The organism is Streptomyces sp. WZ.A104, from assembly GCF_002382885.1.
In the GTDB taxonomy this organism is placed as follows: Bacteria; Actinomycetota; Actinomycetes; order Streptomycetales; family Streptomycetaceae; genus Streptomyces.
Window position 1 is genome coordinate 107,059 of the sequence record NZ_NWVL01000015.1, and the last position, 11,386, is coordinate 118,444.

10 protein-coding genes and 2 tRNA genes are annotated in these 11,386 nt (G+C 70.2%); 6 read left to right on the forward strand and 6 right to left on the reverse strand.

The window, feature by feature from the left end:
- The first annotated feature begins 74 nt into the window (after nucleotides 1-74).
- Nucleotides 75-1,289 (forward strand): NAD(P)/FAD-dependent oxidoreductase, encoded by a 1,215-nt coding sequence (locus CIB93_RS11215; protein ID WP_096626628.1) that lies wholly within the window; start codon nucleotides 75-77, stop codon nucleotides 1,287-1,289.
- On the opposite strand, the gene CIB93_RS11220 is transcribed toward CIB93_RS11215, so the two are convergent.
- From CIB93_RS11220 to CIB93_RS11235, 4 genes are all read right to left on the reverse strand, one after another.
- Nucleotides 1,276-1,827 carry a YcxB family protein gene (locus CIB93_RS11220; protein WP_096626629.1) on the reverse strand — a complete coding sequence of 184 codons (552 nt, stop codon included), beginning with the start codon at nucleotides 1,825-1,827 and terminating at the stop codon, nucleotides 1,276-1,278. The two genes, CIB93_RS11215 and CIB93_RS11220, sit on opposite strands and share 14 nt — an antisense overlap.
- Before the next feature lie 161 nt (nucleotides 1,828-1,988).
- Nucleotides 1,989-2,699, reverse strand: coding sequence for a bifunctional 2-polyprenyl-6-hydroxyphenol methylase/3-demethylubiquinol 3-O-methyltransferase UbiG (locus tag CIB93_RS11225; RefSeq protein WP_096626630.1), 711 nt, complete (start codon nucleotides 2,697-2,699; stop codon nucleotides 1,989-1,991).
- A gap of 26 nt (nucleotides 2,700-2,725) precedes the next feature.
- On the reverse strand, nucleotides 2,726-4,198 hold the full coding sequence (locus CIB93_RS11230; RefSeq protein ID WP_179500060.1) for an asparagine synthase-related protein: 1,473 nt from the start codon (nucleotides 4,196-4,198) through the stop codon (nucleotides 2,726-2,728).
- A 461-nt stretch (nucleotides 4,199-4,659) separates the two neighbouring features.
- Nucleotides 4,660-4,887 (reverse strand): hypothetical protein, encoded by a 228-nt coding sequence (locus CIB93_RS11235; RefSeq protein ID WP_096626631.1) that lies wholly within the window; start codon nucleotides 4,885-4,887, stop codon nucleotides 4,660-4,662.
- Between the two features lie 149 nt (nucleotides 4,888-5,036).
- Between CIB93_RS11235 and CIB93_RS11240 the strand changes: the two genes are divergently transcribed.
- The 3 genes from CIB93_RS11240 to CIB93_RS37155 all read left to right on the forward strand — a co-directional run bounded on the left by CIB93_RS11240 (nucleotide 5,037) and on the right by CIB93_RS37155 (nucleotide 7,692).
- Nucleotides 5,037-6,377, forward strand: a complete 1,341-nt coding sequence (locus CIB93_RS11240; protein WP_257002142.1) for a tetratricopeptide repeat protein — start codon at nucleotides 5,037-5,039, stop codon at nucleotides 6,375-6,377.
- Nucleotides 6,378-6,749: 372 nt separating this feature from the next.
- A complete protein-coding gene (locus CIB93_RS11245; protein WP_096626632.1) occupies nucleotides 6,750-7,283 on the forward strand; it encodes an NUDIX hydrolase in 534 nt (177 codons plus the stop codon).
- Nucleotides 7,284-7,470: 187 nt separating this feature from the next.
- Nucleotides 7,471-7,692 carry a hypothetical protein gene (locus CIB93_RS37155; protein WP_107470957.1) on the forward strand — a complete coding sequence of 74 codons (222 nt, stop codon included), beginning with the start codon at nucleotides 7,471-7,473 and terminating at the stop codon, nucleotides 7,690-7,692.
- A gap of 164 nt (nucleotides 7,693-7,856) precedes the next feature.
- Here the strand turns inward: CIB93_RS37155 and CIB93_RS11255 are convergent.
- Nucleotides 7,857-7,929, reverse strand: a tRNA-Arg gene (locus CIB93_RS11255).
- Nucleotides 7,930-8,156: 227 nt separating this feature from the next.
- Nucleotides 8,157-8,247 (reverse strand) — tRNA-Ser (locus CIB93_RS11260).
- A gap of 289 nt (nucleotides 8,248-8,536) precedes the next feature.
- Here CIB93_RS11260 and CIB93_RS11265 point away from each other — a divergent pair.
- Nucleotides 8,537-9,094, forward strand: coding sequence for an SSI family serine proteinase inhibitor (locus CIB93_RS11265; protein WP_096626634.1), 558 nt, complete (start codon nucleotides 8,537-8,539; stop codon nucleotides 9,092-9,094).
- A gap of 389 nt (nucleotides 9,095-9,483) precedes the next feature.
- On the forward strand, nucleotides 9,484-11,386 hold a 1,903-nt coding region (locus CIB93_RS11270), incomplete at its 3' end, for a PAS domain-containing protein (RefSeq protein WP_143660024.1).

The following is an 11,386-nucleotide window of genomic DNA, read 5'->3' on the forward strand; positions in this document are numbered from 1 at the left end:
ACTCCACCCTCCTGTCAGGAAACAGCGGGCTGCCCGGTTCAAGGGGCGAAACCGCGTGAGACAGGAGCCAGGACATGCACCAGAACCAGCGTCGGCACCGCGTCATCGTCATCGGAGCCGGTTACACCGGAGCGAGCGCCGCCGGGCGCCTCGCCAGGCGGCTGCACCGCGAGGACGTCTCCATCACCCTCGTCAACGACGGGCCCGACTTCGCCGAGCGCGTCCGGATGCACCAACTGGCGGTCGGCCAGGACCTCAAGGCCCGGCCCTTCAGCAAGATGTTCGCCGGTACGGGAGTCGCCCTGCGGCTCGCGAGGGTCACCGGAGTCGACGTCGACCGCAGGACGGTGTCCGTCACCGACACGAACGACCCCGGGAAGCGGGAGGACCTGGAGTACGACACCCTCGTCTACGCCCTCGGCAGCGGCTGGAACACCCACGGCGTCCCCGGCACCGCCGAGCACGCCCACGACATCGCCGGCCGCCCCGGAGCCCTGCGCCTGCGCGCCCGCCTGGCCGCCCTGGCCCCCGGAGAGGCGGTGGTCGTCGTCGGCGGCGGCCTCACGGGCGTGGAGGCGGCGACGGAGATCGCCGAGGCCCGCCCGGACCTCGACGTCGCCCTCGCCGCCCGCGGCGGACTGGGCGACTGGCTCTCCCCCAAGGGCGCCCGCCACCTGCGAAAGGTCTTCGACGGCCTCGGCATCACCGTGCACGAGAACACCCCGGTCACGGAGGTCACCGCCACCCACGTCACGACCACCGACCAGGACATCCCGGCCGCGGTCACCGTCTGGACCGCGGGCTTCGCGGTCCACCCCGTCGCGAAGGCCACCGCTCTGGAGACGTCCGGCACCGGCCAGATCCTCGTCGACGCCACGATGCGCTCGGTCTCGCACCCGGACGTGTACGCCATCGGCGACGCGGCCCTGGCAGCGGGCCCCGGCGACAAGCCCCTGCGCATGTCCTGCGCCAGCGGCGTCCCCACCGCCTGGCAGGCCGCCGACGCCATCGCGGCCCGCCTGACCGGCACCAAGATCCCGAGCATCCCGCTCCGCTACTTCAACCAGTGCATCTCCCTGGGCCGCAGGGAAGGCCTGATCCAGTACGTCACCGCCGACGACCGGTCCGTCAGCGCGGCCCTGACCGGCCGCCCGGCCGCCCTCTACAAGGAACTGGTCTGCAAGGGCGCGGCCTGGGGCGTGGCGAACCCCACCTTCGGCCTGCCGGCCCGACGCCGCCGGGTCGTGCAGGAGCCGGCGGGAGCGACGGCGGCCGCTACAGCCGCTTGAGGTTCCGGTCGAGGATCGCCCTGAGGCGCTCCACATCCTCAGGGCCCTCGGCGCCCCGCTTGGGCAACACCGCGACCCCGGCCGAGCGCTCACCACCGAACAGGACGAAGAGCCGTGAGGTCTCCAGGTAGCCCCGGTACACCGACCACTCGCAGGTGAACGACATCCGCTCGCCGGTACTGACCGCGCCGCCCTCGTCGGCGACCATGCGGCACCGCCCGAACGGCTCCACGACACTGAACATCCGCCGCGCCTCGGCGCGCAGCGCCATCACGACACCCACGGACGCGAAGATCAGGGAGAGCACCACCGTGACGCCCCATACGGCAGGCGCGGTGTCGAAGAACAGCGCGAGGACGCACGCGGTGGCGGGAACCGCCAGCAACCCCATCAACACCTGGGAACGCCCCGCCCATGTCCTGCGCGCACGCGCCCGAAGCGCCTCCTCGAAGTCCGCGGCCGTCGGCCGGTAGACGAACTCGACAGCCGTCCCGCGTCCCGTGGCGCTCTCGGACAGATCCCCACCCATGGTGTCCATAGGCAGAAACCCTAGCCAGAGGCACCCAGCGGGCGAAGATGTGGTTCCTGGTCACACAGTGCTCAGGTCTCATGAATCCATCACACCGCCGACGGCTCGGGTCCGGTGTGGTGATCCGCACGAAGGCGCCCTGCTCTGCGTCTCGCCGTCCGTTGAAGAAGTCAGGTGTACCTGGCGACCGTGTACGCGGTCGGCCCCGTGAGGCCGGCGCTGGAACCGTCGGTCATGTCCAGGATCTCGAAGCCGACGCATCCCGCGTACTGTTCGAGCTCGCGCGGGAAGAGGACGCGTCTGCGGATCTCGTCCTGGGCCTCGTCCCCTGAGGGGAGCGCCCAGTGCCGGTGCACGGTGTTGATCTGCGTCCGCAGGTCCCACTCGTGGCGGATCGTGACAGTCGCCGGGCCTCTCGGAGTGTCGACCGTGACAGTCATCGGATCGGCTCCCGTGATGGGGGCGACGGGGGAACAGAGGATCAGCAGGCTGCCCCGTTGGGCATGGGCCGCGAAGGTAGCGAAGACCTGGGTGATCTCGTTGTTGTCGTGGACGTAGGCAAGGCTGTTGCCCATGCAGGCCACCACGTCCATGCGCCGCCGCAGTCGGGTGGTGCGCATGTCTCCGATGCGGATGTCCAGCTCCGGCCGGACCTGGCGGGCGTAGTCGACCATGCCGGGCTGGAGGTCCAGGCCGGTGCACTCGTAGCGCTTGGACAGGATCTCCAGGTCCCTGCCGGTGCCGCATCCGAAGTCGACCAGCGTCCGGGCGTCCGGCCGGTGCGTCTCGATCAGGGTCTGACACATCCCTGCGCCGGTGCTGTCGGACTGGATCACGTCGTACAGGGCCGGGTCCCGGTAGAGGAGGTTCGTCGCGTCCACTGGTTCCGCTTCCGTGTGGTGGCTGGTCACATGAGGCTTCGCAGTCCGACCTCAAGGGCGAGGACATCGCACAACAGATCAGGGACGGTCAAAGCGGCATCGGCGTCCTTGCGGGCCTGAGCGAGTGCCTTGCCGTCAACGTAGCCGAGATCGACCAGGACGGACTCCTTCAGCATGTCGTCCAGCACGGGCAAGCCGTAGGAACGCAGCCCCTTCTCCAGGACGGCCAGGAAGTTCTCCGGTTCGGTCGGCGACGCCACCGACTCCGGCAGCCCCGCTCGCCTGATCCGCTCCCGGAACAGCGCCTTGCCTCGCTTGCACTCGTGCGGAAGCTGCTCCATGAACCGGACGATCCGTGGGTGTACCAGCGGGCTCACCGGCCAGACGCCGGCGCGCAGGAAACCGGGATTGTGCTTCCCGAACGCCATCAGGGTCGGCACGGGCAGGACGGGGATGGGCGCCAGGTGCTCGTTCACCTCGGCCAAGGCGCGGACCGCCTTCGGACCCAGCCACGGAACGGGCTCCGGGGTCGGCAGTTCCACATCTCTCCTGGAGTGGTGGGCGTTGACCTCGTCCCCTCCGCTGCCGGTGAACATGACCTCGCACCGTCGGGCGGCTGCCTGGGCTCGTACGACGTCGAAGGCTTCCTGGTAGAACGCCCCCGCTGGATCGTGCGGTCGGCGCAGAGCGCGCACGCCGCCGGGGCAGAACGGCGGGTGCTGCATGGCGGGAATGGCCGTGTCCCGGAAGCCGCAGTGATCCGCGTACGCCTGGCTGCGCTCGCCCTGCTGTCTGTCGGTGCTTCCTCCGACCAGCAGGCCGAAGCTGTGCACCTGCGCAAAGCGCGCTGCCTTCACGGCCAGGGCGACGTTCCCGGAGTCCGCGCCGCCCGAGATTTCGACGCCCACACGCCCCGTGGCGCTCGGCGCTTCGCGGATCACTTCGGTCAGCAACTCGTCGAGCATGGCGAGTGGATCAACACCGGGCCGCAGCGTGCGCGGCTCCAGAACGTGTTCGGCAGGTTCCGGATAGTGGATGCCGAGTCCGGCGGCGGTGAAGGTGGCCGACGCCCGCTCGGTCAGGCGGTAGACACCCTCGAACAACGTCTCGGACGTGTAGCGATGTCGCCTGGTCAGCGTCCGGGCCACGACACGCGACGCCAGGCGGTCAGCCGACAGATGCGGCCCCAGCGCCGCCACATCCCATGACGCGTGCAGCTCGCCGGCCTTCTCCATCAGGTACAGCGGGGCCGTGCCGAAGACGCCTGCCGTGAGACGGGCTTCCCCGGCCGTCATGACGACCTCGACGAAATCGGCCTCGCCCCGCTTGCACTCCTTCACCCTCACCCGCACACATGGCGTCTGGTCGTCGCGGACCTCCATGACCAGCGTGGACACGTTCGCGGGCTCGATCCAGCTTTCGCCGTTGACCCAGCGGCCTCCTTCCGGCCTCCATCGGGGCTCCTGGAGATCGGCCAGGCGCAGATGCATCGACAGCATGTCGTCCCTTTCCGAAGTCGTGCGGCGGGGCGGGGCCGCGAACGGCCCCGCCCCGCCTGGCGTCAGCCCTGGATCACTTGGAGCAGTGGTCGCCGTTGTTGTCGCCACCGCCGGGCATCTTGTCGAGCAGCGTGGCCTCGACGGCCGGGACGCCGGTGATCAGGTCGCCGGTGAACAGTTCGTCCACGTTCATCGCGTTCTCCTCTTACGGTTGAAACGGACCCCGCGGCTGATGCCGCGGAGTTGATCCCGTCCGGCTGCCGGTCCCTTACGAAGAAGGCGGCCGGACGGGTGCCCACCGCTTCCGGCGGTGGGCCTTCCCTCGCCACACGTGGGGTTGGATGTGGCAGGGGGAAGTCAGATGGAGGCGGCGGCCACGCCCAGGACGAAGCCGCTCGATGCAGAGATGGTGATGATCAGCAGCAGTCCGGCGTAACGGCCGACGACTGCGGCTGACCGCCTCACAGCCGCTCGCCGCGGCTGCGCTCGTTCGCCTCGCGCACGGCGGCGCTCAGCTCGGCCGCAGCGTCCTGAGGCTCGGGACAGCTGTGCTGCAGGCACTCACACGGCGGGAACAGGTTCGAGCCCGGCGGCGGGTCCGCGCCCTCGTAGGTGTCGATTCTCAGCACCCCGCCCACGCCCCGCTGTTCAGTCAACTGGGCCAGTCGGGCCCGCGTTTCGCTTTTCATCCCTCAGTCCCTCAGACAATGGCTTCGGCGAGGTCTCACCGTTCCCTGCTGCCTCTACGCAACCGCGTGACCACGCACAGCGGTACCGTTGCAGCAGCGCCGGGACTTGAGAACCTTGAAAGTTCGCAAGGGCACGGGGAGTTGAGTACATGGCCGAGCGTGAACCGAACGGGGCGCTCGGGCGCCTGCTCACCGAGAGCCGCTGGACTTACCGCCAGTTCGCTCGGGCGGTGAACCGTGTGGGCACCGAGATGGGTACGCCCCTGCGATACGACGAGTCGGCAGTGAGCCATTGGCTGGGCGGCACCATGCCTCGCGGGGCCGTGCGGGTGTGCGTCCTGGAAGCCCTCTCCCGGCGTCTGGGGCGGCCCGTAACGCACGCTGAGGCCGGTCTGCCCGTTTCCCGCGATCACTCCTCCACGACAGCCGCGGATACCGTGGAGGGGCTGATCGACCTCGGGAGGCAGGACATGGACCCATCGCGCCGCAGTGTCCTGGGGGCCGGCCTGTTCTCCGTCGCCCTCACGATTCCCGGGTGGCCGGATGTCATCGGCCGTGCCGAAGCGGTCCAGTCCGGCCGCGCCCGCCGGATCGGCATGAACGAAGTGGACATGGTCATCGCCATGACCGAGCGCGTCTCGGAACTGGACGACCAGTTCGGCGGTCGCCACGCACGCCCCATGGCCGCCTCGTTCATGGTGAACACCGTGGCGTCCTACCTGCGCGCCGACGCCCCCGACGACGTACGGAAGGCCATGCTGTCCGCGGCCTCGGAGCTGCTGTACCTGACCGGCTACATGGCCGTGGACGAAGGGCTGCACGGCCTCGCGCAGCGCTACTACGTCAAGGCGCTGGAACTGGCGGGCGCCGCCGAGGACCACCTGACCTACTGCACGACTCTGCGCGGCATGAGTGTCCAGGCGATCGATCTTCGACACGGGGGAAAGGCCATGAAACTGGCAGACGCCGCATCAGCCGCCTCCCCGAAGGCCGGACCTCGCATGCTGGCGTTCCTCGTCGGCCAGCAAGCACACGCCGCCGCGCAGACCGGCGACCGGACTCGGGCACTGCGGCACATCCGCGAGGCCGAGACTGCTATGGACCGCGCCGAATCACGCGGCAAGGCGTTCGGCTCGTACGACCCGGCGTCGCTCAACTACCACATCAGCCAGGTTCGTTACGAACTCGGCGATGTCTCCGGCGCCATCGAAGCCATGCAGCGGTCCGACAAGGTGCGCTACAGCGTCTATCGCCGCGCCCGCGTCCGACACCGCGCCATGCTGGCCGAACGGCAACTGGAGGTCGGCCACCTGGAAGCGGCCTGCGCCACCTGGCATCAGGCGCTCGACGACTACCCCATGGTGCAGTCAGGCCGAGCCGACGACCGGGTCGGAACCATGTTCGGCCTTCTCCGGCCGCACCTGAAGAACACGACCGCGAGGGACCTCTACGACCGCGCACGAACGGTCGCCCCGCCATCTCTGGCCTGACTCCCGCCGTTGGCGACCTCAGCCGTAGAAAGTCAGCCACGACGGCGGGTGCGCCGACCGAGCACCCGCCACGTGTGTCTCCAGCAACCACCCACCGGCCCCAGCCACGCTTCCCCAATCCGTCGCGACCTCGGCCACATTGGAGCCTGAGCGCTGCCGTCGACCTCGCCTGACAGCCACGGGCAGGAATCCGGCGGCCCGGGTTTCGGTTGGACGAACGGCAATCCGCTCTGAACGGTGCGGACTTGGCATGCGTCCCGCTCCTGCTACCCGCACCTCGGTATGCGTCAGTGTGACGCGAACTTGCCTGATTCACGGTCCCGCCGCCCCCATCCCTGCAATGCTGAAGTCCGTTCGAGAGGGGCCGCAGCAATGCAGTGGAAGATCCACGGGGAACGTCCGATCTACGAGAACAGCTGGGTGAACCTGTGGCTCACCGACGTCGAGACGCCGGACGGGAACCGCTGGGAGCACCACGTCGTCAAGCTCCGGCACCTGGCCGTGGCCGCCGTGGTCAACGAGCGGCGCGAGGTCCTGATGATGTGGCGCCACCGCTTCATCACAGACGCCTGGGCGTGGGAGCTGCCCATGGGGCTGGTCGAGGAGGGCGAGACGCCAGCCGATGCGGCTGCCCGTGAGGTGCTGGAGGAAACCGGCTGGCGTCCCTGCCCGGTCAAGCCTCTGATCTACGCTGAGCCAGCCAACGGCATCACCGACTCGCAGCACCACATCTTCCGTGCCGACGGGGCGACGTACGAGGGCCCGCCGACCGAGAAGAACGAGTCGGACCGGGTCGAGTGGATCCCGCTGGCAGACGTGCGGGGCATGATCGACCGGCGCGAGATCGTCAGCAGTGGCTCTCTCGTCGGGCTGCTCTATGTCCTCATGGACGAGGCGATCCGCTGACCTGGCGCGGGAGCCCTTCCCGGAGCCGGGACTCGAATGCCACCGCGGCCGGTTCCCGGGGGACGAACAGCGCCGCCGCCACCGCAGTCCCCGCACACAGGACGTCGGCCTGGAGAAGGGCACCACCACGATCGGCAGCACCCGGACCCTGGCCTACGGTCCGAAGCGGCCGCGCGGGAAGCGTTCCGTGGTGATCGAGAAGGATGCCAAGAGTGAGGCCGGGGAACGCGCCCGCCCTCTCCCCGTTCCCACATGGAACGGGGAGCGCGCGTTCCGCAAGATCCAGGTGGCCGAACGGCTCGCAGCCAGGGACGCGTACGAGAACAGTGGCTACGTGATGGTGGACAAGCTTGGGCATCCGTGGAGGACGGACAAGCTGCGGCGCGAAGCGCATCTACGTGCACCCTGACCAGCAGTCACTCCGGGCCGGGTCCGAGAAGCTGAACGAGCTGATCGGCTGATCGGCTGATCGCCCGAACAAGATCAACAGGCCGTGTGAGAACAACGTGAGACGAAACGAGGAAGGCCCTGATCCTCCGGAGGAGGATCAGGGCCTTGACCTGCTTTTTCTTGTGCACTCGGCAGGATTCGAACCTGCAACCTTCTGATCCGTAGTCAGATGCTCTATCCGTTAAGCTACGAGTGCTTGGCGTTCCGGGCTTTTTCTTCCCGGTCGGCGTTGCGGGAACAACATTACATGACCTGCGCCGTGACGCGAAATCCATTGGCCACACCGCCACTGACCTGCGAAAACAGCCTCCCGGGGCGGATCTCGGCCAGCCCCCGGCTCCGGCCCCGACGCGCCCTCCGTGCCCGTACGCGTCCTGGAACGGCCGAAGCCCCGTGCCAGGGGCACGGGGCTTCGGGGTGGAGCGGAGGCGGAGGGATTTGAACCCTCGATGGGCTTTAAGACCCAAACCGCATTAGCAGTGCGGCGCCATAGACCGGACTAGGCGACGCCTCCTCCACACACCTCGCGCGGACGCGAGTGGTGCGTGCAGATGATGACACAGTCGAACGTCGTGCCACCAATCGCCGCCAACGTTACTAGCCCTGCGGGTGCCAGGGCAAAGCCGTTCGGCATGATGGCGCAACGTCCGGGCGCGGCGCGCGTTAGAGAGGGGTGGGGGCCGCGGGCCTCCGTCAGCCGTCGTCGTCAGTCAGCCGTCCGTCAGCCGTCGCGTCGGGGCGCGTCAGCGATCGTCCCTGGCAGCCCGTGGCCGACCGTGCCGCAGAGATCCTGGAGCTTCCGCATGCTGCGCCGTCTCGCCCTCACCGCTCTCGTCCCGATCGCCGCGCTCGCCATCGCCGTACCGGCCTCCACCGCCACCGCCTCCGGGTCCGTGCCCTCGGCCCAGCCCACCTCCGGGCCGCTGGCAGCCGCCCGGCCCGCCCTCGGGCCACTGCCCCTGCCGGTCCCGCCGCTGCCCGGGTTCCTGGACGACGGAAAGGGCAAGGGCGCGGCGGACGAGGCGCTGACCCGGCTCACCGTGACCGTGGGGAACACCGGGGTCGCCGGGGCCGACGGGACCTTCGAGCTGGAGTGCGGGCCCACCGGGGGCAGCCACCCGCGGGGGCAGGCCGCCTGTGACCGGCTGGCGGAGGCCGGGGCCACCCGGGCCGGGCGGCAGGACCTGTTCCGGCCGACGCCCGAGGGCACCATGTGCACCATGATCTACGGCGGCGACGCCACCGCGCGCATCGTCGGCACCTGGGAGGGCCGGGCCGTGGACACCACCGCCAGCCGCAGCGACGGGTGCGAGATCGCCCGCTGGAACCGCCTGGTGCCGGTCCTCCCGGACGTCCGGTAGCGCCTTCCCTCCGGCAACCCCTTCCGTCCGGTCGCTGCGTCCGTCCGGTACCCCATCCGTCCGGCAGCCCTTTCCGTCCGGTACCCCTTCCCTCCGAGCCCTTCGGCCGCGGCGTAAAGCTGTTCGTCGTCCTCCCGGCGGCCGAGGCCTCGCAGGCCCGGAGCCAGGCGCGGCTTCCCGCGTCCGCGCACGTCACACGGTGCGCGGACGCTCACGTCAGGGGCCCGTGACGTGCACCGCGCGTACAGAACCTTGGTGAGAGCTCCCCCTCATCCGCCGCCCCCGGGGCCTCCCCTGCCCTTAGACTCCTCCAGTGACAGTCTGCGGCCCGAGGGGCAAGATGGGGCCCGCTGTCGGCAAGGTGCGGTAACCAGGGAGGAAGCGTCGTCGTGAGCAGCAGGCCATCCCGAGGCACTGCTCGCCTCGCAGCCATACTCGATGCCCTTCCGGACGGGCTTCTGCTCGTCAATTGCAACGGCACGGTCGTCAACGCCAACGCCATCGCCCTGGAGATGTTCGAGACGCCGGGCACCGCGCTCGTCGGTCGCGGACTGCTCGATCTGCTTCCGGAGTTCGACTCCAAGCTGATCCCGGGTTCGATGCGCCGGCCCGAGGCTGCGGACGAGCAGGGCAGGACCAAGCCGACGCGCATGATCGCGCGGCGCACGGACGGGCACGAGTACCCCGTCGAGGTCACCAGCGCGAGCCTCGACAGCGGGCAGGCCGCGTACAACGACATCCATTCCAGCTACACCGGCGACGAGCTCCTCATGATCGTCGTGCGGGATCTCTCCGGAACCGTCGACACCGAGGCCGAGCTGGCCCGTTCGCAGCGGCAGACCGAGATGATCCTGCGCGCCGCGTCCGAGGGCGTCGTCGGCACCGACACCGACGGGCGCGTCGTCCTCGTCAACCCCGCCGCCGCCCAGATCCTCGGCTTCCGGGCCAGCGACCTCGGCGGCCAGGAGCTGCACCCGCTGATCCTGCACTCGCGGGCGGAGGGCGAGCCGTTCCCGTACGAGGATTCCCCGCTCGCCGACACCCTCAAGTCGGGGCGCAAGCACCGGGTTCGCGGCCAGGTGCTGTGGTCCAAGAGCGGCGCGCAGGTGCCGGTGGACCTGACGACCGCGCCGGTGCGCGACGGGGACCAGCTCGTCGGCGCGGTGATGACGTTCACCGACCGCCGCCCCTACGAGGAGCTGTCCGCCCAGCACAAGAACGTCGTCGCCGAGCTGACCGCCAGCCACTCCGCCGAGGTCACCGCGCTCAAGGAAGCGCACACCGCCGAGGTGGAGGCGCTGAAGGAGGCCCACACCGCCGAGGCCAAGGAGCAGGCCGAGCGGATCGCCGCCCTGGGCGACCGGCACTCCCAGCTCACCGCGGTCCTCGGGGGTTCGCTGCGCGGGCCCCTGGAGGAGCTGCGCGGCGAGCTGTCCACGCTCGCCGCCGACCCGGCCGGGCAGCTGTGGCCCGAGGCCAACCAGATCCTGCACCACCTCGCCGCCGGGTACGCCCGGATGACGACGCTCGTCGACAACGTGCTGGGCTACCAGCGTCTCGACGCCGGGGTGGAGGGGCTGCGCAAGGCCCCCGCGATGGTCGAAGGGATCGTGACCGGCGGTATCGACGGGGCCGTCGAGCTGATCGGGCCCGGACGCGCCCAGTTCGCCGTGCACACCCCGCCGATCGAGGCAGAGGTCGACGCCCGTCGGCTCGCGACCGCCATCGCCCATCTCGTCGCGGACGTCTGCGGCGTCGATTCGACCGGCAAGGCCCGGGCCGTTCCCGGGGGCGGTTACGTCGACTCGACCGTGGTCGTGGCCGCGGCCCAGCGCGGCGATGTCGTACGGATCGAGGTACGCGGGCCCTACGCCGGGGGCGACCCGGTGCACGAGCCGATCGTGCGCGGCATCGTCCGGGCGCACGGCGGGGTGCTCCAGACGCACGAGATGCCGGGCATGAACGGCAGCGCGTACGTGCTCGACGTGCCGATCGGCGCGGCTGCGGGCGCGATCGCTCCCCCGGAGGCCACGGAGACCCCGGAGGCCGTCGGACACGCCCCCGTGGCGGAGGCCGTTCCGGCGTCGCCCTCGTCGCCGGAAGGCGTCGGTGCGCCGGGCGTCACCAGCGGCGGGCGGCGGCGGGCCCGCCGGTCCTCCACCGACGCGTTCCTGGACAGCCCCGTCGGTACGCCGGAGGGCGCGGGCGCAGGCGAGGCCGAGGCCGTCGCGGCCTCCGCCCCTGACGACAGGGCGGGCGCCGAGCCGACCGGACGGCGGCGGGCGCGCCGCG